A 24,470-nucleotide genomic window follows, 5' to 3' on the forward strand; every position below is an offset into this window, starting at 1 on the left:
AAAGCAGAGAAGTAAGTCAATATAAAAGAAATAGATCACTTCCTATTCAAAAACTAAACAGGAAGTGATCTATTTTGTTTTGAGAAACAATTACTAATTTAAAAGCGCAACTTTTTCAGTGGCCTCCATAAAAAGGAAATGTCTTTTTTTCAAATCGCTTTCTTATTCTTCGGTGAGTGTCAATTCGATATGAATGACTTCTGATCTGCTTGCCAGGCGGATCGGCGGTCCCCATGAACCAAAACCAGAGGACACAATAACATGCATTTGTTCTTTCAGCATATAGCCCCAATCCAGTTCAAATAGTCGCTTTGTAATGAAATGATTGGGCGCAAACTGTCCCCTATGCGTATGTCCGCATAACAACAGGTCGGCGCCGCCCTCCTGAGCTTTATCAAATGCATAAGGCTGATGATCCAGCAAAACAATCGGTTTTGTATGGTCCAGTGGAGTAAGCAGATCTGATACAGATAAACGTCCCTCTGGATCCATACGTACTGCAGTCAGATCTTTACGTCCCGCAATGTAGATAGCTCCGCCTGCTACGCTGACTACCTCGTCCCGAAGTACGGGAATTCCAATCTCGCTCATTTCCTTCACGTAACGATCAACGTGACCTCCGTAGTACTCGTGGTTACCAAGCACTGCAAAAACACCGTATTTGGCAGATAATTTCTTCATCTCGTTTGACATCTTATTTCGCAAAAAAGGTTCAATCGAATCATCAAGCACATCCCCTACCAGCAAGGTCAGATCAGGCTTTAATCCATTCAGGAGTCCGGTCAGCTTTGCTAAATATCGATTACCCACAATGTTTCCAAGATGGATATCGGAAGCTACTGCGATAGTGTACTTTCTGGGAGCACCTGGTTCTGGCTTCTTGGCTACTGCTATTTCATATTTTCTTACGACAGGACTCCACGCATTATAAGACCCGCGCAGTAGGAAGATCCCTAGAAGCACTACCGTTGCCCAGCCAAGTATCGGAATATATGCCTTAGAATCAGCTCCCGCAAGATGGCATATCCATCCGATCAGATCCATCACCGGAAGTGCAAGGATGAAGAACTCGAGCAGTGCAAAATAGTACGAACCGATCACTTTTATGAAGCGCCCTACGGGTCCAAGCCACTTGATCCGTCCGATCGCATACCCTAGCGATACCACAGTCAGAGAGATACCTAATATGAAAATAGAAATATCAGAAACATAATAAGAAAGAAACAAGTACATGTTCCAGCCGATATACAGCTGTAATCCAATAAATATAAGCAGTACAAGTAAAGTGTTCAGTATCATTCGAAAGGGAAACTTCATTGGTTCCTGCCTCGCTCCTTAATAATGCAAATTGATTACACTTCATTTTATTATACAACTGAACCTAATTCCAACCTCAGTCATTCTCTCCTGGATGTTACATCCGGTAAGCGTGAACCGTATCTTTCCTTACAGCGATATTACCCTTATATCATGGGTACAGTTGACAAACCACCTCACTTGTAACTACAATGGTTACAGGTTGAAGAAACGAATTTATTTGATAAACAACATTGGAGGAATAAAAATGAAGATTGCAATTATTGGCGCTAGTGGTAAAGCAGGAAAATTCATTATGGATGAAGCAGGAAAACGCGGACATGAAGTCACAGCGATTGTAAGAAATGCGTCTAAGGTTAGCGGGGTTCCTGCTACCCAGAAAGATATCTCTGCACTAACGACGGAAGATCTGAATAAATATGATGTTGTTGTAAACGCCTTTGGTGCAGCACCAGGTGAAGAGCATAAACACGTAGAAGCAGGCCAAACACTCATTAAGGCACTGAGCGGTGTGGAAGGCACTCGGCTGATCGTTGTCGGCGGTGCAGGAAGTTTGTACGTTGATGAAGCGAAAACGACAAAACTGATCGACACACCAGAATTCCCTGACCTCTACAAACCAACCGCAAGCAATCAAGGAAAAAACCTGGAGGACCTGAATGCTTCTACAGACTTAAAATGGACTTTCGTAAGCCCAGCGGCGATGTTTGATGCAGAAGGGGCACGCAGTGGTTCTTATCAAAAAGGAAAAGATAATTTGATCGTGAACTCTAAAGGTGACAGCTACATCAGCTACGCGGACTATGCCATTGCGATTGTGGATGAAATCGAAAACCCAGCACATATCGGTGAACGTTTCACTGTCGTTGGCGAGCAAAAATAATCTCCTTGTTGTTTCAGATCCTCTGGGCCGCCACCCGGAGGATCTTTTTGTTTACAACTGTTCACTCAGGGTACAATAGATTACACTATTAGAGACGTATATACGTATTTAATAGAAGAATCACTCTGCTATGAGCGGAAGAATAAAGGAGTTAACGTAAAGATGGTTACTAGCCGATTTGCTGTTGGCATTCATATTTTGTCACTGCTTGAGATTAACAAAGATACCGTCAACACCTCAGACTTTCTCGCGGGCAGCGTGGGCACCAATCCCGTGGTCATTCGCCGAATTACAGGCATGCTGAGTAAAGCAGGGCTTGTTGATGTGAAACCGGGCGTTGCAGGGGCGAAGCTCAAAAAAGAGGCAGCAGACATCACTCTACTCGACGTGTACCGGGCGGTAAATGCGGTGGAAGAAGATGCCCTATTTTCTGTACATGATTCTCCGAATCCTGCCTGTGTTGTAGGGCGTAATATTCAGAATGCGATCTCCCCTATCTTTATTTCTGCTCAAAAAGCAATGGAAGATCAGCTTGCGAGTGTCTCCATCGCTGATGTGATCTATGACCTCTCCCAAAAAGAAAAGGAACCTCTGGAGTAAACGGTTAACCCGTTTTACAGAGATTCCTTTCAATTTATTTTTACGACCAAATAAATTCGTTTTTAAAATCGTGCTTATTTACTTGATCATTTACATCATTAAATTGGATAAAGAAATCAGTTCGATCATTCTTCGAATACTCTAAGGGGAATACATCTAGTAATAAACTTGAATACTCCATAAGGTACAGAATATCACTCTCTCTTCCTCTTCCCATTATATAATCGATAGGTATAGTGAATACATGTAGTTCTTCTTTGTACTGTATTTCATATAGGACTTGAAAGTCCGTGAGTCGATATGAAAAATAAGAATAGAATTGATTCAAATGAACTTCCGCTTGTTTAAAGTGATCGTTCGCTTGCAGCAGTACAGGGACATCCACCTTCGTTTGCTCGCTCTCATTGAATTCCCTCAGCAGCTCATTCGTACGTGCAAGCTCTGTACGAAACTGATCGTACACTTGTTTTTCCTTCATCCCATCCGAGATGAGAGACTTTCCATCCACCAGTAAAAATACGTACCATCCCCCTACTACCAGAGCACAGGTTAACGTTATAATGGCTATTCCTTTTATGTATTTTGTTAAGAAGCCCCTCACTTAAGTATCACCCTGCCCTTTCTCCAGTTGTGCCGAAATGCGATTCAGAAGATGAATAAGTTGCCGTTTCTGCTCTTCAGGAAAATCTTTATAATTTGTATCACTCGGCAGGTCAGGAATTTGCTCCTGCAGTTCGTGAATAACGATACTCGTTTTCTTTAATTCCCTACGGTCGCCTGTCCCTTCAAGTATTTTCGAGGAATGTGACAAAAGTTCTGCTCCGAGCTCATTAAGCTTGTTCTCTAAAGCTTCCGTACTCAGTTCTTCTCCTTCAGAATGATTACTACGGAGTTGTCTAACCTCTTCTGCCGCTCTGATTAAACGAGTGTACTCTAAAAATAACTCTCTTGCGTCATCCTGATTTAGTGCCCCTGCTCTGTTCAAGATAGTGTCCGTATAATAGGTAGACGCACGTAATGAAGATGCAGTGAGGCCATAGGAGTACGTAAAAGCCTTGCCGTTATTTTGTTGCCGCTCCTGAATATCGTATTCTCTCCCAATAAGTACGGTAAACAAGATGATCAGACATATGGACCCTGTGATAGTCCACATTGAAACTGTTTTTCCCAAAAGCTCACCACCATTCACTTTCGTCTATATCCTAAGCGAAAAATATTAATAATTACAATAAAATTAGGATATTCCCCTTTATATTACCTCATACTATTAGCTCCACCTAACCATTATATGGGTTTATCCCCTCACTACTTCATCCCTAATAACAATGATAATGTTCACAAAAAAGATATTTAATTTCATTAATTTCGATTTTTTTAACTAAATTGTTAGTAATTCGGTTTACTATTTAGGACATTCTAAGTATAATACTTCTTCACTAATACTATTTTTACGAATAGGAGCAATACTTTTGGATCATCAAATTTCTCTAGACATGCTAATGGACACTTATAATCAGTTGGAACAAAAATTGACGAATTACCGAATCAAAGCTTTCGTAGATCATTTGCGAAAATACGATTTAACATTGAATCAATTTGCCATTTTAACAAAAGTTCAACGTGAAGGACCTTGTCTATCTGTACATTTGGCCCAATATCTAGAAATCAAAGCGGCTTCGATCACTTATTTGGTAGACTCACTTGAACAAAGAGGTTATGTCACCCGCCTAGATAATCCAGAGGATCGACGAAGTCACCGAATTACGCTGACGGATAAAGGCAATGACGTTCTTTTTATTCCGGAAATGGATCAGTCAGTCAAGGAACAATTTGAGCAATTGGATGAAGAGGATAAAGAAATGGTATACCTGAGTATTCGTTTACTAAATCGTAAACTGAAGTAATTAAAGGAGCTTGCATCAATTGAAAAACTTATTAAAGATTAAATTTGCGTGGTTTCCAGTCTGGTCTGTAGCTGTGTTAATGCTGAGCATGATCCTGATTTACTTGCCCGTATTTAGCGGTGCCGATCAGCGGATGCACGATTTCCCGCTCATCCTGGTCAGCGAAGACTCCGAGTTTGCAGACTCACCGGAAGGTAAGGCGATCATCTCTAACCTTGTGAAACAGCAGGATGGACACTCATTTGAGTGGCAAATTGAAAGTTCCAAGGAAACCGCTATACAGGCGATAAAAGAAAACAAAGCAAACGGGGCTTTGATTATTCCCGCTAATTTTAGTGAACGGACTTCTGCCTTACAGCAATCGTTCTTATCAGGAGAAGCTGATATTACCGCTGTCCCCGTTGAAATTTTATTAAATGATGGAGCTTCACAGATGGCTTCCAGCGTCTCAACAACTGTATTACAAACCCTAGCCTCATCGATTTCTGATATGGTTAGCAGCGGAATAAAAGCAGATATGACAAAACAACAAGCACTTCTATCACCCATGGCCGCATCTCAGCTTGACCATCCTATCGAATACAGGGTGACAAGCGTGCTCGGGCTTCCTTCAGATACCAATAAAGGAATGACCCCGTTTATGATTGTCTTAATCGCATCCATTACCGGGCTTATGGGAACACAGATGATTCATGGGTATTTAGGTGGTATTAGCGATAATCTGAAGAGCCATGGCGTTCCTCTCACCTATTCAAAGGTGTTTGCAACGGAGATTCTGCTGAGTGCTATCTTAATGATCGCTGTTGCAGCTGTAATTCCATTAGCGGTGTTTGGACTCTATGGAAGCTTCCACTCGTCAGGCATCATTCAAATTTTCTTATTTACTCTGCTATGCACGATGACGATGTTTGCTATGTTCAAAATGATCGGAATGTTATTCGGAAAATGGGCCATGCTGGCAGCATTTCCTGTCAATATTTTAGGAATCTTTGCTAGCGGCGGAGCGATTCCGGTTACAAACCTTCCCGATTTCCATCGGATCGTTGGCAATATGATGCCTATTCGCTACATGCTTGATGGCATGCGTTCATTGCTCTATTACGGCGGTAATATGGAAGCTGGTCTTGGAAAGGCGTTACTAATCGTTCCTACTTTCTTCCTTCTCTTTTCCGCAATCATCGTCATTGTATTCCTATGGAAAAGAAATCAAGCAAATAAGAATCATCATAATCAACAGCAGGATTCAAGTCGTTCGGCACAGACTGCTGTTTCAGCTTAAAAATAATCACATATAGAAAACGGCACGTTCGATAAGCGTTAGGGCTTATCAAATCGTGCCGTTTTTTATTCTACATTCCGATATTTCTCCCGGTACTCACCTTCGAGCATGCTCATGAGAATCGCATCATGATATTCATGATCGTAAAATAAAGCTTCACGCTGGCGCCCTTCTACCTTAAAACCAACCTTCTCATAGACATGCGCAGCCCGTTCATTAAAATCATATACATTCAGCTCGATCCGGTGCAGCTGTAATATACCAAACCCATAATCCAGCATAAGACGCAGTGCTTCAGTGCCATAGCCCTGCCCCTGGTGTTCTGTTTGGTCAATCGCAACTCTTAGGTTTGCACTCCGGTTCGTATAATCCAGGTCTTGCAGTACAATATCTCCGATGAGTTCATCTGTCTCCTGCAAGGCAATCAGCAAGATTACGGAAGAGTCATCCCCCCGCTTTCTATCTATATATTCTACGATCTGCTCATAATTAAAAATCGCCTTCGTGCCGGTCAGTCTTCTTGTTTCTACATTAAAAAGCTGCTTATAATATGCTTTCGCATCGCTTGCATTTAAGGGTTTAAGATATACTTTCTTTCCTTGTAACACTTTGGGTATAAAGTTCTCTTCCATGATCTCTTTCTTCATTCCCTTCTCTATGTATGATTCCATGCTTCTAGTTCTGGACTAATTGTATCCGAATCCAGTTTGCTTCTAAAGAGAAAAAATGTTTCTAAATCGTTTATTACTGTGATTTGAAAGCCCACGTTCGTGCCTCCATTTACATGCATAACCTGCCCAGTAACTTAACTTGAGTCATCTGAGGCAAGATATACAAAAGCGGGAGCCCATTTCTAACTTGCGACTACGTAAAAAACCGCGTCCGGGGGACACGGTCAGATTCCATCCTTATTACCTTGAGGATGCCTATAAGGGCTAGGTCCACCGTAGTTTGGCCCATGATTCGTATATCCATGAGGTATCGGTGTGTTTCCCTGCTGCGGGTAATTTCCTTGCCTTTGACCATAATTGGGATAAACTGTACCGTTACTTTGGGCATACAGCTGAGGCTTAGGCTGGGGCTGGTGATACTTTGTACAATTTGCAGGAGGACCAATTACAACCGTATCACTAATTGGAGCAATGGCAGCTTTATACGTAGCTTCATCCAAGCAATACGTATGTGCAACGGCTTCCGGTGGCGCGAGTCGTAAGAAATCCGATACAGCAATGAATTCCGGTGTTGGTGCATCAAAGATAGCCAGCAAGTGAGTGTTATCTTCAGTCGCCATCTCCCAGTGGAACCATCCTTGCGGCACGTTTCCGACCTGACCTGGAGAGACCGGCACTTGAATGACTTCTTTTGTGAAAGGATTAATTATGGAAATCACGGCTGCACCGGAAATACAGTATACAAGCTCTGAAGCATTCTGATGAATATGAGGTTCCACAATATTGCCACGCGTCAAATAAATATCGAGCAAAGAATTGTCACCGAGTGTATTCAGCTGCTTAACACCAAGTGCATTGATATAGTTACCTCTGTCCTTGGTGAAGCTTCTGTTATTTCTCAAATCGTAAAAATACTGTACACCCGGAGATGTAAAATCCATATAAGACACCGCCATTATTTATCCCTCCAGAAATGATTAACTCCGAATCAAGAATTCATCCGATACATTCGGCATCACTTCTTTCAGTCTATTGCTCATACGAATCACTTATTCTCCAGACATGACGAAAAATGTAGAACATCCCTTTAAATGAATTTACTCAGCCTTCATCTCTGCTCACACCAATAATCTCACCATAGGGGTTAATAGTCATATGAACAGTACGCTCCCCACTCTTCTCAAACGTGAAAGAACCGGGAGACTTTGTTACTCTGCTTAAATCGTATCCCTTCAAGTCTATATGAAATAATTGTTCAGCAAGGTAGGAGAACTCTCTTCGAAACTGTTCATCACCGTAACTAAGTCTTGGCTTAGAGTATCCTACCGTTCCTGTAACAGGTATGGAACCATCCCGGATTCCCTGAATTTCATTCCGATCTGGATGCATGAATACATCTCCTGCTTCACCGAACCTCAACATTAGACTCTGATTTGCACCAAAGTTGTCATAGGAAAAGAAAACATCTGTTACATCGGTCTGAAGTACATCTTCATTTAATAAAGATAATGCTTGCCTAGCCGCTTCTATCTTTACGTCTGAAACCTTGTTAACAGGCAGTTTAAATGAAATCCGATAGACCTCACCATTCGTAAAAATAACTTCAGTGGATTTACCCTGTTTTAAAACAGTTTGTATTCCTAATGTCTCCCCTCCTGTATAGTGTTCCAAACCTTTAATGTCGTATTTTATATGACGATGCACTGGGATATCGAACTCCGCAACACTTTCATATCCTTTTTCTTGCAAGGTATGTTCAGCTCTTTCAACCAACCCCGGCTCAAGACGTTCTATGGGAAGATCGAGACTCATAATGGCTCTTTCCAGATTTCCAGTATCTTCATTCACCCATATATAGTTCCTACCTGTCCCGTCTCCTTTGAATTCGAAGAAAACTTGATTCGTTTCTGAAACCGTCTCTACTTTAATTAAAGGAAGCGGCTTTCCCAAATGTCTCATCATCTCATGGATTGATTCCTCAGCTGTAGCTCGAATGGATGAATCTACGTTATCTAAAAGAGAAGCATTTTGCTTCGTCATCTCTATGATTTCTCTCTCTAAACCGGCATATTTACTATCTGCTTTCGCGTTCGTTAGAGCTACTAACATGAAAGTCGCAACGACTACTAATCCCAGGGCAGACCATAAGATTGATTTTCTCCGAAACTTGGTTATCATCATGATTCTCCTTTTGATCTGCAGCTTGTCTGATGAGAAATTAGCAGTAAAAAGCAGATGCGAGTTTGGTATATTTGACCTCTTTGTCAGTAACTTAATGATCGTGTATCCATACTCCTTCACTTCGCTGCCCTTAACATATGAAATCGCTTTGTGATCACATGACAGCTCCTGATCTTCCCGCATTCTGCGATAGGCATACCAGAGAACGGGGTTGAACCAGTGCACTACGAGTAGAAATAACATAACCCAATTCACTAGAATGTCCTTACGCTTGTAATGCACAAGTTCATGAAGGAAAATGTACTTTAATTCTTTCTCTGAAAACTCCTCTTCAACAGATGCAGGAAGTAATATTTGAGGCCGAAAAACCCCAATCAAGGCAGGTCCTTCTACTGCATCTGTAACTTTCAGCTTAACTGCTCTTTTGATACCCATGGATTTCTTACATTCCTTTAGGTACTGCAGCGTATGTGCATCCTCTTTAATGCCATTCTGAATGTGAGCCCTAATAAACTTTCGATTCATCTTCCATAGTTGGAACGCTAGTATACTAACACCCAACACCCAAACCAGGAAAACGCTCACATATAGCCATGGAATTTCTGACAAAAGTAGAGCTTGCTGCTGCCGAACTCCAGCATTTTCAACGCCTACCGTATCCTCACCTACCATGTCCTCCACTGGAGCAACGTCTCCAGTACTATGGTTTCTCCCGTTCATCTCCTCATCTTCAGTCAACAAGGATGAAGAAGTGATTTCGTAATCACCCACATCTGTAAACATGGTTTCTGTGGAGGAGTTTGTTGTTTTCGGAAATAGGTTGTATAAGCTAAAAGAACTTTCTGGAGCCCATGGCAGTATAAGTCTCATAATCAGAACCAACCATAAAGCATATTGCCATTTTACAGGGAGCCGGTCCCGTAGCAGTGTTTTTATCCCTAGTATGACAATGACCACCACAGAAGCCATGAGTGACGTCTTACCAAGCCATAATAAGAAGGAAGGCACCCCTTCCGTAAGCAGATGAACGATGCTCATTTCTCACCTGATTTTTTATCCAATAAATATTTCAGTTCCTTAATTTCTTCTTCTGTTAATTTCTCATCTTTCAAGAATTGCACAAACATCGGTTTCAGTGCCCCGCCATATAACCGCCGTAAAAACGACTTGCTTTCGGCCTTTACACACTCCTCCTCACTTACTAGCGGAGAGTATAAATACGTTTTACCTTCTTTATGAAATTCAAGTGCCTTCTTCTTCAACAGCCGATTAATCAGTGATTTCACTGTAGCGGGCTTCCACTCTTTATCATTACGCAGTTCATTCATCACGTCACTTGCAGTAGCAGGTGATTGCTTCCAAAAGACCTTCATCACTTCCCACTCCGCTTCTGAAATTCGTGGAACATCATTCATTTATCACCGTCTCCATTCTATATAATTACATTTGTAATCGATAGTGTTTGGTTGAAGTTTACACTTGTAATCGGTAAGTGTCAATAGTTTACTAGTTCTCCTCTACATTAACTAAAGCACAAAAAAACCTGCTGGCTTGTAAGCCAACAGGTTCTCTCAACTTTATTTACACCTTCACTCTTCGTACAAACAAAGAGACGATGAGTCCAATAATAGAAGCAATAAAAGCGAACATGAATGCATTTTGTACGCCTGCTGTCAGAGCTCCTGACATAAAGATCGGATCATTCACATCACCTGCATGATCAGCCATATATGTCATCTGACCCGCAGACATAATACTAATCGCAATTGCTGTACCGATCGCACCTGCAATCTGCTGCAGCGTATTCATTACAGCGGCTCCATCTGGATAATACTCTTTCGGCAATTGATTAAGACCATTGGTTTGACCAGGCATCATAATCATCGCCACCCCGATAAAGAGACCGGTATGCATCAGAATAACAGCAATTGTCGAAGTGTCGGTTGTTACATTTGTGAACAAGAATGTGAATAGCGTAGTAATGATGAATCCAGGGAATACAAGTACTCTTGGTCCAAACTTGTCAAACAGTCGGCCTGTAAAGGGTGACATCAGTCCATTCACGATTCCCCCTGGCAGCAGCATTAGACCGGCAGAGAAAGCAGCTAACAATAGTCCACCTTTTAAGTACAGTGGCAGCAAGATGGAAGCCGACAAGATAAGCATCATACAAATAAATACAATGATAACGCCAAAGGTAAACATCTTGAATTTAAATACACGCAGGTTAAGCATAGGTTTTTCCATACGGAATTGTCTTATTGCGAACAAGGTAAGTCCGATGACTCCCAGAAGCAGCGGAACAATGACGAGTGAATCGCCCCATGAACCTGCCCCTTCTCCTGCATTACTGAATCCATATACAATACCGCCAAATCCAATGGTTGAAAGCAACACAGATAGAATATCAATCTTCGGTTTTGTAATGGTAGATACATTTTGCATGAATTTCAAGCCAAAGAAGAAAGTTAAAATAAGCAGCGGCAGACAGAACCAGAAGATCCAGTGCCAGCTGAGTTTATCAACGACAAGACCAGACAATGTCGGACCTACAGCCGGAGCAAACGTAATAACAAGACCCATGGTTCCCATTACGGTTCCGCGTTTGTGTGCCGGGAAAATAACAAGAATTACCGTAGTCATCAGCGGTAACAATAGTCCTGTTCCGATGGCCTGAATTACACGAGCAACGAGCAGTACGGCAAAACTAGGTGCCATAGCAGCCACAAGTGTACCCAGAATCGAGAATAGTAATGATGCACTAAACAGTTGTCTTGTAGAGAACCACTGCAGTAATAGGGCAGAGACAGGAACAAGAATTCCGAGCACAAGCAGATAGCCTGTAGTTAACCACTGAACCGCGTGGGTTTCAATACCATAATCACTCATGATTTCGGTAAATGCCATGTTAAGTGCTGTTTCACTAAGTAAACCAATAAAAGCACCAATCATCAGTGCAATGGTAATGGGAACCGGCCTAATTGCCGGTTTTTCTAAAGATGACATCGTATGCTGACTCAAAAAAACACTCCTCTTATCACTATTTATCTATATTTAGACCAGTCTATATAATATGTCTGCAATACATGAGAGATATCGGCTCTATTTTTTAAGTAAAGTGGGTAAATATTCGGCGACCACCTGCAGCGGCTGTCCATTTTTATTCGTAAGACAGCGCGTAATGGCTCCTTCGATCATACTGTTAATGAGCATGGATAACTTCGTAGCATGCTCAAGTTCAAATCCCTCTTTTATTAAACATATGCGATATGTTTCTTCCCACTTTTCAAAAGCTGCCTGACAAGCGAGTCGCAACGGTTCACTGATCAGCGACGTTTCAGCAGCAACGATACCGATGGGAATCCCTTCGAGTGTATCTACCTCGTTAAAGCAATCTACCATTTTTAAAATATGATTCTGAATTCCGGTTACCGCACTGACTTCTTTATTCAGACTTTTCAGGATATCCGCTTCTACAAATTCAGCCATCCTATGTACAGCTTCTATAGCCAGTTGTTCCTTTCCATTCGGAAAATGATAGTACAAGGAACCTTTCGGTGCTCCACTTTCTTTCAGAATCTGATTTAGACCCGTTGCATGATAACCCTGCAAGTGAAAAAGACGTGTTGCTGCAGCAAGGATATTATCTCTGGAGTCATTCTTTGAATTCAATCTTTTCCCCCATTTCTCATAAAATATAGTGACTGGTCTACTTATTTTCAGACTTTATTATTGTATAGAGGTCATTATTTACTGTCAATCTATTATTTATTAGTAATACAAAAAAACTCTGAGCCTTCCATTACGGAAAACTCAGAGCATTGATGTCTCTATTTAATCTATATGTTTGCTGTTAATTTTTTTGTTTGGAAGGCAATCAGCGCATTATATAGTTGCAATCTTCGGAAAGGTTTAAATGTTAAGAACTCATACCTCTTCTTCTGCTCGGCATTCAATGTCGTTCCAATGGGGGCTAGAAGTCCAATGGGCACATCCTCACCGAGGTATGCTCTAATATCGGATGATTCTTCTATACTGATATCCATTAATAGCAAATCATAAGTTAACCCCGACTGGATGTGGATCATCGCTTCCGCTGTAGATGCTACTTCTGTCTGTTCAATCCCCCAGCTTTTCAAGAGTCTACCCAGGGATTGCCTGCTTGTTTCGTTATCATCAATAATCAGGATCTTCATCTGTTTCAGAACAGATGAGGAGAATGGTAGATTATCATAACCGGCATATTCTTTAAACCCAAGAATAATACTGATTTTTGTCCCCTCAGAAACCTTACTCTCTACTTCAATAGATCCATCCATCATGTTCACTAAATTTTGTGCGATAGCAAGACCAAGCCCTGTTCCACCGTAGTGATGAATATGGTCGTTTTCATGAGCCTGGTAATAATACTGAAACAACTGAGATATTTTCTCTTCTGCTATACCTACGCCGCTATCCTGAATGGTAATTTGAATATACACCTGATCCTCATCCGAAGAATTCAAAAGACGCAGACATACAAGGATTTCACCTTCATGCGTAAATTTCACTGCGTTACTCAGAAAATTAAGCAGAATCTGCCTTATTTTCTCAGCATCACCGAGGAGATATGTGGGGATGTCTGGAGCTACATCAAGAATAACTTCAACGGGCTTGCCTAATGTCCTAGGAGCCACTGTATAAATGGAATCTTCTACTGTAGCAACAAGATCAAACGGATCTTCTTCCAGTACAGCTTTGCCAGCTTCAATCTTACTATAGTCTAAAATATTATTTACAAGTGACAACAGCGAATTGTTGCTTGACTTCAATAGATCCATATACTCCTGTTGCTGCTCCGAAAGCTCCGTTGTTTCTAGTAGATCGGACATGCCTATCGTTCCATTTATTGAATTACGAAGTTCGTGAGTGATCATGGCCAGAAATTCTGATTTATGTTGTGTCATCTGATCAGCCATTTGTACTTCATTACGTAACTTCTGGACTTTCAATTCAAATTCTTTCTTATCTCGATATAGCATTTCATTCCGCTTCACTTCAAGATCGATAATTCTTTCCAGTTCAATAATGTAAGACAAGAACATCGCCATGGAAGATAGCGTCTGAATATCCTCATCTTTAATTACCGCTGAGCTGCTATCAAGCACGCATAACGTTCCAAATAATCTTCCGCTCTTATAACTAATCGGCACTCCAACAAAGGAGTGATTCCCTATCTGCTCTGTAATATCTAATTCCTTCGTTATTGGATGCTCCAGAGTACTCGAGATAACAACCGGTTCTCTGCCAACCAAACTGCAATACGATTGCTTGTAAGGAAGCGAAACCCCTTCCTGTACGAGGATCTCTGCTCTGTTAAAAGCTTTCAATATCTTATTCGTTACACCATCATTCGTAGCTATAAAAATAGTCTCTGCTTGGATCAGAGACTTCAACACATCAATAATATGACTTGCAGCCTCTTCAAAATTTTGAAAGAAACGTGATTTGTCCTTGATCATAGTTCACCTCTATTTCATACGACGCGATGAAACCTACCCAAAGTATACACTATATTTATAGATATTACCTGTTGATAAACCTTTATAAGGATTATATTTCAAGAAAAGCTTGCCGAGCGATTACTACCGCCTCTATTCATTGATGCAAGTAAAAAACACGACCCATTACACGGATCGTGTTTGTATTTCTCTTAGGTCCAGCCCCACATAAATCCATCTCGATCCCAGGCGATTCGTCCCTTATGAAGTTTACGGAAAGCTTTCTTCACTTCTTTCTCTAGTGAGGCATTTCCATTCTCATTAACAAATACGAATTCCTCTCCAAAATGTTCCCGTACATAGCGAATGGCATCTTCTTGATATAAATTCCCCTTAAAACGAATTTCCTCTACCATCCATTCGGCTACCTGTTCAGCTGTATATGACATTCTTTATCTTCCCTTTCAATACCGTGTATAACTCTAGGTTTTCATTCATTTTAACACATTACGGGTCCATTTGTTTCTATTCATGATTGCAGCTTTATTCACTTACTCCTTATTCAGTTTGGTCAGACGGAATTCCCTTCGGTATGATGTAGGCGTCACACCGGCCAAGCGCTTGAACCATTTGGCAAACTGTTTATCATCCTTTATACCAACGAGCGCGGCAACTTCTTTAATATGTAAGTTTGTACCTGTCAGTGCTTCTTTGGCTGCATCGAGCTTTAATCGGTGAATGTAACCCAGCACGCCAACACCAAACCTTTTCTTAAACATACGAGATAAATAATCTTTGTTATATCCCATTTGATCTGCTATTTTCTCTACTGAAATATCTTCACTTTGTGCATGCAGACGAATCCATTCGAGAAGTTCGGGGAGCTGCGGATTCAGTGCCGAATACTCATCTGCATCTTGAAGCTGTTCTGCGAGTTCAATGAGAAGAGTGGTCAGAAAATAGTCTCCTGCTCTCCCTATTCGATACCCGCCGCTCCCTGCATGCAGAAGCTGACGTGCTAAAATATGTACTCGGTTTGGATTTGGGCATCTTGCATACCTTGGAATTTGTCCGTATGATTCTGCTACATCAGAGGGTGCTTGTTCAGGTAATAAAAAATGAAACCAGTAAAATGAAACTCCAGGCTGGGAAAGCTTGTACCCACGGTGTCTTTCTCCAGGTTCAAGCAGCAGAACATCCCCTTCTTTCACTTCATACATTAACCCATTTACTTCGATAAAAATCACCCCGGATACGCCAATAATCAGTTCATAATCTTCGATCGTCCGGTCCATATGAGACCAAGATTCATCCGATAGGAAGCGTCCGCCCATCACAAAAGTATACGGTTGCTGCAAATAAAGGGATAACAAATTCATTTCCTCCTTCCCTCTCATTATGAGGTCAGTTTTTGACACCTATTATACCTTACCTTCTACCGACAAAGGGCAGCATTCTGCACTATGATGTAATAAAAGATCATGAAATGGAGAGTGAGATCATGAATAAAGTATCCAGTGCGTTTCAATCTCAGCCTTTACCGCTAAAAAATATAGCCATTAACGATTCCTATTGGACTCCTTATGTTGAACTTGTTAAAAATACCGTTATCCCTTACCAATGGGATGCACTCAATGATGCGATCCCTGACGCTGAACCAAGCAGAGCTATTCGTAATTTCCGCATTGCTGCCGGACTTGAGGAAGGTGAGTTCCATGGTTTTGTATTTCAGGATACTGACCTGTACAAATGGCTCGAAGCCGTTGGCTTCTCCCTATCCAATTCCCCAGACCCTGACCTTGCCAAGATCGCGGATGAAGCCATTGACCTGATTGCCGCTGCACAAGATGAGGACGGTTACATCAATACCTATTTCATGGTTGCTGCACCGGATAAACGACTGACCAATCTGCATGACTGTCATGAATTTTATACGGCGGGTCATTTAATTGAAGCGGCTGTTGCCTATTACGAAGGTACAGGTAAAACCAAACTTTTGGATGTAGCAAAGAAATTCGCTGACTTCATCTGCCTTACATATGGACCAGAGCCCGGTCAAATTCGAGGATATGATGGTCATCAGGAGATTGAGCTTGCTCTCATTAAACTGTACCAAGTAACTGGCGATACAAAATACCTAAATCTCAGCTCTTTCTTTATTGATGAAAGAGGTCAACAACCAAGTTTCTTCCACGAAGAATGGGAACGCCGGGGACGGAAGTCATTCTGGACAGGAGATGTTGTACAGAAAGAATTCCCTAGCCTCGAATACTGGCAGGCGCACAAACCCGTTCGGGAGCAAGAAGTAGCCGTAGGCCATGCGGTACGTGCGGTCTACATGTATACGGCAATGGCGGATTTAGCCATCCTTAAAGGGGATCAGGAACTCCTGAATGCTTGCAAAAGATTATGGAATAACATTGTCCATAAGCAAATGTATGTTAATGGCAGCATCGGTTCAACTCATCACGGGGAAGCCTTTACTTTTGACTATGACCTGCCTAATGATACGAATTACTCCGAAACCTGTGCATCCATTGGCCTTATTTTCTTTGCTAGACGCATGCTTCAAGCAGAGATGAAAGGTGAATACGCAGATGTGATGGAGCGCGCACTCTACAATACGGTAACCGCCGGAATCGCTGAGGATGGAAAACATTATTTCTATGTAAATCCGATGGAAGTATGGCCGGAAGCGAGCAAAGGAAATCCAGGCAAACATCATGTGAAAGCAGTTCGCCAAAAATGGTATGGCTGTGCTTGCTGTCCTCCTAACGTTGCCCGTTTGTTATCTTCCCTTGGCTCATACATCTTTACTGCAAGCGAGGATACGCTTTATACCCATCTATATATCGGTAATGAAACACAGGTCACGCTCGGCTCTAGTAAAGCGACAATTGAGCTTACAAGTGAATTACCTTGGAAAGGACTAGCAAGTTTACAAGTCCAAGAAGTAGAAGGCGATGGAATATTCACTCTAGCGGTACGTGTACCATCCTGGTCTCAGGACACCTCCTTCCGCGTGAATGGAGAAGAAATTACGGCTGAAATTCGAGATGGATATGCCTACTTCAAACGCACATGGAAGCAAGGCGATCAGTTGTCCATTCATTTTGATATGCAAGCACGGCGCCTCTATTCTCATTCAAACGTGAGAGCAAACGCAGGCCGTGTAGCCCTTCAGCGCGGTCCGCTCGTTTATTGTCTGGAAGAAATGGATAACGTCTCTCCACTGACATCCGTTCGTCTGCCGGCAGATGCTGAGATTCGCGAAGTAACCGGCATATGGAATGATGAAATTGTATTCCTTGAAATAGACGGTATCCGTCAAGAAGAAGATACAGAACAGAAAGACACTCTCTACTCTACTGCATCGCCGAAGCAGGAAGCCCAGCGGCTGCTGGCTGTTCCATACACGTTATGGGGCAACCGTACACCAGGTGAGATGCAGGTTTGGATCCGAGAACAGTCCTAATTAAAATATAACACCGCAACCTCAGTACCATTCAAAGAAGAGCCAAGTCTATTTAGACTTGGCTCTTCTCACTTTTAAACCCACGATCGATCTAGCAAGTTCTATCTCTATTCCCTGCTCATTTTGCTGTATATTTCTTAACTGCCGGCATAATTACGGTTGCGATCAGTTCAATGTTTTTCATTACTTTATCCATTGGCATTCCACCAAAATCAATTTCAGCCATAAAACGTTGTTGATTATATAATTCATGTTGATACAGCATTTTTTCAATGATTTGCTCTGGGCTGCCCACCATTAGTGCATCACGGTAATCTATTGCTTGTGTGAATTGTTGCTTCGGATAGCCACTCCCTTTCAGTGCTCTCATCCCTGCATTAAGGTAAGGGTAATAATCACGAAGGGCATCCTGTGAATCCTTTGCAGTATAGAACAAGCTTGTCGTTGCTACAGGTAAGGTTTCAGGATCAAAACCACTTTCCTCTGCAGCCATACGGTAGGCATCTACAGATTGCTTGAAGTTTATCGCAGGTCCACCAAGCGTGGTCAGCATCATCGGAACTCCTGCACGTCCCGCTTTTATTGCACTCGCTGGAGGTCCGCCTACTGCCCGCCATATCGGCATTTGACCATGGAGTGGTTGTGGTAAGATCCCTGCATGTTTCAGCGGTGCTCTGAACTGACCTTCCCATGTAACGAACTCTTCCTTGTTCAGTTTCATAAGCAGTTCCATCTTCTCTTCAAACAATTCTTCATAGTCCTGAACATCATACCCAAGTAAGCTATACGCTCCCACTCTTGATCCGCGCCCTGCAACAATCTCAGCACGACCGCCTGATATTAGATCGAGCGTTGCAAAATCTTCGTACACACGAACAGGATCTGAGGTACTGAGTACCGTTGCTGAACTCGCTATTTTAATATGTTTCGTAGCTTGTGCAATTGCTCCCAAAATTACGGTATGTGCTTGTGTCGTAAAATAGTTCTGGTGACTTTCCCCTACGGCAAAAACATCCAGTCCCGCTTCATCCGCCAATTGGCTCGCTTCAATCAATTCATGAATACGTTGCTGCGCAGGAATACGTTTCCCTGTCATAGGATCAATTAAGTGCTCACCAATAGAATATAATCCAAATTCAATGCCTTTATTTGTGTCTATCCGGTATTGTTCCATCTCTATATCTCTCCTTCGTAATCAATCGATTGGCTGCAAGTTCGCTTCAATCTCGGCACGTCTCTCTTCTAAGAAAGGAGGAAGATCCAGTCCTTCTCCAAGCGACTCTACACTTGCATCTGCTGTAAATCCAGGACCATCTGTCGCCATTTCGAATAAAATCCCATTCGATTCACGGAAATATAAACTTTGGAAGTAGAAGCGGTCTACGATCCCTGAAGTGCGGAATCCCTGTTCGTTAATAACCTTATCCCAATAGCGCAATTCTTCCTCGTCCTTCACACGGATCGCAATATGATGAATGCTGCCTTTTCCCGGTTTTTCTATAGGTCCTTCTTGCTGTTTCACTACAATTTCTCCAAAGGACTGTCCGGCTACGGATTGATACACTACTTCATGCTCCGAACGAGATGCCTCTACATAACCGAGGAGCTCCTTTAAGGTTTTGTCTAATCGATCTGCATAACGTACGGTTAATTCAATCGCACCAAGCCCCAATATACGATGCTCTACAGGCACCACAGAATCTTTCCATGCTGACCAGTATTCAGGAGTTTCTAATCCATCATTGTTCAGCAGCACCATTCGGAGACCTTCGTTATCCTCAAAATACAGCGCATCTTTCCCCGCATATTGGGTGATTTCTCCGTGCTGTACATCAAGTACCTCGAATCTGTTTTTCCAAAAAACTAAACTCTCATAGGACGGGACAAGTAGTCCAATCTGGCTAATGCTATTCGTTCCACGAATCGTGCTCCCAACACGAGGCATTTCGAAAAAGGATAGTTCTGTTCCTGCGCTTCCTGTTACATCACCGTAAAACAGATGATACATACTAGGGTTATCTTGATTTACGGTCTTTTTCACTCTGCGTAAACCTAATACCTTTGTATAAAACTGATTATTTTCTTTCGCATCTTTCGTGAGCATAGAAATATGATGATGGCCTGAAATGGTATACATAATAATCTCTCCTTTATTAATTGACTAATCAAGTGATAGTTAAAAAAATTACCGCTATGGCAATTTTTTCGTTTGGCTATGTTTATGAACGCGTGTCATTAATCGATATAATGTTTTCTTCTCTTCTTCATCTAGTACTTCATCAAAAAAGGAAGATTGAAATTTAATTTGGTGTGTCATTGCTTGGGTAAGTGCTTCTTCCCCTTTTTCAGTCAAACGAATTGTTTTCGTCTTCCAGTGTTGCTGACGCTCGATATACTTCTCTCTCTCAAGCCTAGCTAACATACGAGAAATACCGCCTTGTGTTACGGTTACTTTCTCAGCGAGTTCCGATTGAGTCAGTGGTTGGTAGACCGATATTTGCATAAGAACATCAAATTGAGCGGTCGTTAGATCAAACTGCTTCAAAAATTCATTGGATAATTGATTGCTCTGGTGAGTAAAGCGCACTAGACGTAACCATATTAATGAACCTAGTGTGTTTTTCTCCATTGGCATCCCCTCAAGTCATTGTTTCTACTATCACTTTACTACTCAATTGATAAATATGCAAGCTTTTTATCTTAAATTAAAGATAAACGTTCTAATTCATAAAAATAAGCCTGCCCGATCATCAAAAGATCCAGGCAGGCCATTATTAGGTCAACACAGCTTCGTCACGAATATCCCCTACAATTTCTTCTAAGATATCTTCCATCGTAACAAGCCCTATCGTAATTCCTTCTTCATTCGTTACAGCCGCGATATGAACACGACTTTGCTGCATTTTTATGAGAACATCTTTAATTGAAGCGTTCTGCGAGAAGCGAGGCATATCATGGATAAATTCACCCATTCTACATTCTCTTCCTGCAGCCATACTTGTCAGCATTTCTTTCGTGTTAATAAATCCAATAAATCGATGTTTATTTCTCTCTTCGATAACAGGATACCGCGTGTATTCATTCTGGTTTAGAACTTCCATCATCTCATGAAGGGACATTCCGCTACTTAAAGTAACGATCTGCTCGCGTTCGATCATAATTTCTTTAAGCAATCGCTCATCAAATGCAAAAATGTTCTCCAGGTAATCCAGTTCTATCTGATTGATCTCTCCACGTTCATAGCTATGATTCACAATCAGCTTGAGCTCCTCTTCCGAATACACGGTATCGTGGCCGGCAGGTTTCACCCCAAATATACGAAGCAAGATCCGAGCTGAACCATTCAGTGCATAAATAAACGGATACATGACTTTACCGAACCAATAAAGCGGTGTAGCAAGTAGTAATGTCATCTTTTCTGCAAACTGAATAGCTAGTGTCTTAGGTGCTAATTCACCGATAACCACATGTAAAAATGTAATAATAGCGAGGGCAATGGTGTATGACAGCACCGTTGCTAGAGCTGCTGGTACATCAAAATGATCAAAAATCGGATGCAGTATTTTTTCAACCGTCGGTTCACCCAACGCACCAAGTACAAGCGCAGTAATGGTAATACCGAGCTGACAGGCTGATAGATAATAATCAAGATCATGTGCTACTTTTTTGGCAGTTATCGCCTTCTTATTCCCATCCGCAATCAGTTGTTCGATCCTGGACATCCGTACTTTAAGAATTGCAAATTCCGCTCCGACAAAGAAAGCGGTGAGTCCAATAAATACAGCGACCAAAACTAAGTTTAACGCAATTATTCCGTCCAATTCATTCCCTCAGGCTGAGGGATTCACCTCCAAGAAATTGATCTTACTTTCTTTCATCAAAAGAGAATCCCTCTATTTATGATGAACACGCTGAAGAATAACTTGCTTAATCTGATAGTTATCCATCTCTGCGACAGTCCATGTAAATTCTCCATGTTCAATCACATCACCGGTCTCAACCGTTGTACCTTTATGATATTGAATCCAACCTCCAATGGTGTCCATCTCTTCATCGCCCTCAAAAATGAAACCAAACTGCTTCTCCAGTTCGTTCAGGAGGACACGACCGTTAATCAAATACTCATGTTCCCCTGTTTTTTGTATATCCGCTACTTCATCCGCATCAAATTCATCACGAATTTCGCCTACAATTTCTTCTAATATATCTTCCATGGTAAGGATGCCGGATGTACCTCCGTATTCATCAATAACGACGGCCATATGCACTTGTTGCTGTTGCATTTTAATCATGGCATCCTGAATCCTTGTATTTTCAACAACATAGGGAAGTTCCCGAATGAAATCAGAGAGCTTGCTTTCTTTTTTAGCAACAATATAGGGCAGCATTTTCTTCACATTCACTACCCCAACAATCCGATCTTTGTCCCCTGCCTCAATGACAGGATAACGGGAATAATTGTATTGATCTAAAATAGGAATGATATCTACATACTCCATATCCTGATCTATAGTAATCAGTTCTGTCCTAGGGACCATGATGTCTTTGGCAACGCGCTCGTCGAAAGAAAAAACATTTTCCATGTAGGCAAGTTTCGTCTGGTTAATCTCGCCGCCTTCATAACTTTGATTCATAATAATTCGCAGCTCATCTTCCGAATAGGCCTGATCATGCCCCGCAGGCTTAACACCAAAAGCACGAAGTAGGACACGTGACGCCCCATTTAATGCCCAAATGAATGGATACATCACCTTACCAAACCAATAAAGGGGTGCAGCAAGCAGCATGGTTATCTTCTCAGCGTATTGAATCGCTACTGTCTTCGGTGCCATCTCTCCCACTACCACATGCAGAAAGGTTACGAAAATAAAAGCAATCGCATAAGAAGCAGCAGAAGCAATCGATTCTGGTACATACAAGTAATCAAATAATGGATATAATAAGCGTTCCACCGTCGGTTTTCCTAGAGCCCCAAGTCCGAGCGCCGTAACCGTAATACCTAATTGACAGGCTGAAAGATAATAATCTAGATCTGCGACGACCTTCTTCGCCAAGACTGCTTTTTTATTGCCTTCGGCAATGAGTTGGTCGATCTGAGACATACGTATTTTAACAACAGCAAATTCGGATGCAACGAAAAAAGCAGTGAGTCCAATTAATATAAGAAGTATTAATAAATTCGTAATGGTTACAATGTCCAATGACTTCCCTCAGCTGAGGGATTCACCTCCAAAAATAGTTTCATTCTAAGTGAGTTCATTATCCTTTTTGGACTGTCGGCAGCATAAAGAAGACTACCCGCCTGGAATGTGGATGCATATAAATGATTCCACAGCCCATTTTTGAATCGGTTTACATCCGCAATTTGATAAAAATGCAAAAACGCCTTCCCAATGAGTTCTACCTCCTTTTTCGTAATCCATATGGATTAAAATAAGAAAACCATACAGCTCAACGTAACGGTTTGCTTGTTTCAACGATACCATATAATCTAAAAATCTCTAAACTTACCTATATTACAATTTCGTAAGAGAACTGTAAGTTAAAAGATTAGCACGTCATCTTTACATTTATTTATAATTAAACTTGGTAAATGACCCTTAAGCTAAGAAACTTCATCTCACTTGATTTGAAAGGATAAAACCTGATGACCAAGAAAACAAAACAAGCCCTGATTACTGTTATCACATTGATTGCGCTGGCTGCTTTACTCGCGGGGGGTTACTATTTTATTTCTATCGCAAATGAACTTGGAGACTTGCAAAAAACAGGAGAAGACTCGCCTTTTTACAATATTGAAAAGGTAGATCAGGACTCTGCCATAGAGCCCCCGGTTTGGGAAGGCGACGAGCCTGTAAACGTGCTTCTTATGGGTGTGGATGCGAGAGGTTTCTCTGAGGGTGAGATCCCGCGGTCTGATACGATGCTAGTGGCTTCAATAGATCCAGTTACAAAGAAAATCTCCTTGTTCTCTCTGTTACGTGATACATATACCGCAATACCGAACTATGGAAACAATCGAATTAATACGGCTATTACCCATGGTCCAGACATAGCAATGCAAGCGGCAAGTGACCTTTTAGGAATTCCCATTCCGTATTATGTGTACACCGACTTCCAAGGCTTCATCAAACTCGTGGATGCAGTGGACGGCGTAGATATCGAAGTAGAAAAAGATTTATATTATGTGAGCAAGGCAGATAACCATGAATACGATATCGATTTAAAGCAGGGATTTCAGCACCTTGATGGAGAAAAAGCATTAATGTATGTCCGTTTTAGACATGATGCGATGTCGGATTTTTCTAGAACAGAAAGGCAACGTAAACTGCTGGGAGCCATTGCTGAGAAACTGAAAACCACGTCATCCATGGCAAGGCTTCCTTCGATCCTGAAGGGAGTCAACCCATATATTGATACGAACCTTACATTTAATGATATCTGGAAGCTTGCCGCTCTTGGGGTTCAAAGCAATCTCCAAGCTACTGAGCAAATACCTCCTATGAATTTGATTAAAGAGACAAAGATTGGCGGTGCAGCTGTTCTTACCGTCAAAGATCCAGATGAACTAAAAGCATACGTTCAAGAAGTACTCGGCTCCGGACAAGATTCCGCAGATCATGAAGAAGATGTGGAAAATAAAGAAGATACAGAAGTAATTTCAACCTATTAAAAAACAG

At 41.7% G+C, this 24,470-nt stretch carries 23 protein-coding genes; 6 read left to right on the top strand and 17 right to left on the bottom strand.

All coding sequences use genetic code 11. The features are described from left to right. Positions 1 to 162: 162 nt before the first annotated feature. Positions 163 to 1,317, bottom strand: coding sequence for a metallophosphoesterase (locus PV403_RS17840; RefSeq protein ID WP_332085496.1), 1,155 nt, complete (start codon positions 1,315 to 1,317; stop codon positions 163 to 165). Positions 1,318 to 1,564: 247 nt separating this feature from the next. Here PV403_RS17840 and PV403_RS17845 point away from each other — a divergent pair, with 247 nt between their 5' ends. Together PV403_RS17845 and PV403_RS17850 are read left to right on the top strand one after the other, a co-directional pair. Then, entirely contained in the window at positions 1,565 to 2,200 is a 636-nt protein-coding gene (locus PV403_RS17845; protein WP_332085497.1) for an NAD(P)-dependent oxidoreductase, read from the top strand. 162 nt (positions 2,201 to 2,362) lie between these two features. Continuing rightward, positions 2,363 to 2,800: an Rrf2 family transcriptional regulator gene (locus PV403_RS17850; RefSeq protein ID WP_213534887.1), complete on the top strand. Its 438-nt coding sequence runs from the start codon at positions 2,363 to 2,365 to the stop codon at positions 2,798 to 2,800. A gap of 40 nt (positions 2,801 to 2,840) precedes the next feature. On the opposite strand, the gene PV403_RS17855 is transcribed toward PV403_RS17850, so the two are convergent. Then, positions 2,841 to 3,401 carry a hypothetical protein gene (locus PV403_RS17855; RefSeq protein WP_332085498.1) on the bottom strand — a complete coding sequence of 187 codons (561 nt, stop codon included), beginning with the start codon at positions 3,399 to 3,401 and terminating at the stop codon, positions 2,841 to 2,843. Continuing rightward, positions 3,402 to 3,953, bottom strand: a complete 552-nt coding sequence (locus PV403_RS17860; RefSeq protein ID WP_332085499.1) for a hypothetical protein — start codon at positions 3,951 to 3,953, stop codon at positions 3,402 to 3,404. 316 nt (positions 3,954 to 4,269) lie between these two features. Between PV403_RS17860 and PV403_RS17865 the strand changes: the two genes are divergently transcribed. Further along, the gene (locus tag PV403_RS17865) at positions 4,270 to 4,704 is read left to right on the top strand and encodes a MarR family winged helix-turn-helix transcriptional regulator (RefSeq protein WP_191800194.1); all 435 of its coding nucleotides are present in this window, start codon (positions 4,270 to 4,272) and stop codon (positions 4,702 to 4,704) included. Positions 4,705 to 4,723: 19 nt separating this feature from the next. Then, entirely contained in the window at positions 4,724 to 5,983 is a 1,260-nt protein-coding gene (locus PV403_RS17870; RefSeq protein WP_332085500.1) for an ABC transporter permease, read from the top strand. Between the two features lie 65 nt (positions 5,984 to 6,048). Here the strand turns inward: PV403_RS17870 and PV403_RS17875 are convergent, their stop codons facing one another. From PV403_RS17875 to PV403_RS17915, 9 genes are all read right to left on the bottom strand, one after another. Then, positions 6,049 to 6,630: a GNAT family N-acetyltransferase gene (locus tag PV403_RS17875; RefSeq protein ID WP_332085501.1), complete on the bottom strand. Its 582-nt coding sequence runs from the start codon at positions 6,628 to 6,630 to the stop codon at positions 6,049 to 6,051. A gap of 248 nt (positions 6,631 to 6,878) precedes the next feature. Then, positions 6,879 to 7,610, bottom strand: a complete 732-nt coding sequence (locus PV403_RS17880) for a cupin domain-containing protein (protein ID WP_213534903.1) — start codon at positions 7,608 to 7,610, stop codon at positions 6,879 to 6,881. A 145-nt stretch (positions 7,611 to 7,755) separates the two neighbouring features. Then, positions 7,756 to 9,873 carry a M56 family metallopeptidase gene (locus tag PV403_RS17885; protein ID WP_332085503.1) on the bottom strand — a complete coding sequence of 706 codons (2,118 nt, stop codon included), beginning with the start codon at positions 9,871 to 9,873 and terminating at the stop codon, positions 7,756 to 7,758. Further along, a complete protein-coding gene (locus PV403_RS17890) occupies positions 9,870 to 10,250 on the bottom strand; it encodes a BlaI/MecI/CopY family transcriptional regulator (RefSeq protein WP_213534907.1) in 381 nt (126 codons plus the stop codon). Before PV403_RS17890 ends, PV403_RS17885 begins: the two co-directional genes overlap by 4 nt. A gap of 166 nt (positions 10,251 to 10,416) precedes the next feature. Then, positions 10,417 to 11,841: a DHA2 family efflux MFS transporter permease subunit gene (locus PV403_RS17895; RefSeq protein WP_213534991.1), complete on the bottom strand. Its 1,425-nt coding sequence runs from the start codon at positions 11,839 to 11,841 to the stop codon at positions 10,417 to 10,419. A gap of 96 nt (positions 11,842 to 11,937) precedes the next feature. Continuing rightward, positions 11,938 to 12,507 carry a TetR/AcrR family transcriptional regulator gene (locus PV403_RS17900; protein ID WP_213534909.1) on the bottom strand — a complete coding sequence of 190 codons (570 nt, stop codon included), beginning with the start codon at positions 12,505 to 12,507 and terminating at the stop codon, positions 11,938 to 11,940. A 167-nt stretch (positions 12,508 to 12,674) separates the two neighbouring features. Continuing rightward, complete coding sequence (locus tag PV403_RS17905) at positions 12,675 to 14,336, bottom strand: hybrid sensor histidine kinase/response regulator (protein ID WP_213534911.1); 1,662 nt, start codon at positions 14,334 to 14,336, stop codon at positions 12,675 to 12,677. 191 nt (positions 14,337 to 14,527) lie between these two features. Further along, the gene (locus PV403_RS17910) at positions 14,528 to 14,764 is read right to left on the bottom strand and encodes a DUF6953 family protein (RefSeq protein ID WP_160035186.1); all 237 of its coding nucleotides are present in this window, start codon (positions 14,762 to 14,764) and stop codon (positions 14,528 to 14,530) included. Between the two features lie 102 nt (positions 14,765 to 14,866). Beyond that, a complete protein-coding gene (locus PV403_RS17915; RefSeq protein ID WP_213534913.1) occupies positions 14,867 to 15,694 on the bottom strand; it encodes a helix-turn-helix domain-containing protein in 828 nt (275 codons plus the stop codon). Between the two features lie 122 nt (positions 15,695 to 15,816). Between PV403_RS17915 and PV403_RS17920 the strand changes: the two genes are divergently transcribed. After that, positions 15,817 to 17,790 carry a glycoside hydrolase family 127 protein gene (locus tag PV403_RS17920; RefSeq protein WP_213534993.1) on the top strand — a complete coding sequence of 658 codons (1,974 nt, stop codon included), beginning with the start codon at positions 15,817 to 15,819 and terminating at the stop codon, positions 17,788 to 17,790. A 118-nt stretch (positions 17,791 to 17,908) separates the two neighbouring features. On the opposite strand, the gene PV403_RS17925 is transcribed toward PV403_RS17920, so the two are convergent. The 5 genes from PV403_RS17925 to PV403_RS17945 form a co-directional block, all read right to left on the bottom strand. Beyond that, positions 17,909 to 18,964: an LLM class flavin-dependent oxidoreductase gene (locus PV403_RS17925; protein WP_213534915.1), complete on the bottom strand. Its 1,056-nt coding sequence runs from the start codon at positions 18,962 to 18,964 to the stop codon at positions 17,909 to 17,911. A gap of 21 nt (positions 18,965 to 18,985) precedes the next feature. Next, positions 18,986 to 19,927 (bottom strand): ring-cleaving dioxygenase, encoded by a 942-nt coding sequence (locus tag PV403_RS17930; RefSeq protein ID WP_213534917.1) that lies wholly within the window; start codon positions 19,925 to 19,927, stop codon positions 18,986 to 18,988. Between the two features lie 54 nt (positions 19,928 to 19,981). Beyond that, on the bottom strand, positions 19,982 to 20,419 hold the full coding sequence (locus PV403_RS17935) for a MarR family winged helix-turn-helix transcriptional regulator (RefSeq protein WP_213534919.1): 438 nt from the start codon (positions 20,417 to 20,419) through the stop codon (positions 19,982 to 19,984). Positions 20,420 to 20,564: 145 nt separating this feature from the next. Continuing rightward, entirely contained in the window at positions 20,565 to 21,611 is a 1,047-nt protein-coding gene (locus PV403_RS17940; protein ID WP_213534920.1) for a hemolysin family protein, read from the bottom strand. Between the two features lie 72 nt (positions 21,612 to 21,683). Beyond that, positions 21,684 to 22,991 (bottom strand): hemolysin family protein, encoded by a 1,308-nt coding sequence (locus PV403_RS17945; RefSeq protein WP_332085504.1) that lies wholly within the window; start codon positions 22,989 to 22,991, stop codon positions 21,684 to 21,686. 446 nt (positions 22,992 to 23,437) lie between these two features. On the opposite strand from PV403_RS17945, the gene PV403_RS17950 reads away from it, so the two are divergent. After that, a complete protein-coding gene (locus PV403_RS17950; protein WP_213534924.1) occupies positions 23,438 to 24,463 on the top strand; it encodes an LCP family protein in 1,026 nt (341 codons plus the stop codon). The last annotated feature ends 7 nt before the right edge of the window (positions 24,464 to 24,470 follow it).

The organism is Paenibacillus sp. GYB006 (assembly GCF_036577645.1).
GTDB lineage: Bacteria > Bacillota > Bacilli > Paenibacillales > Paenibacillaceae > Paenibacillus.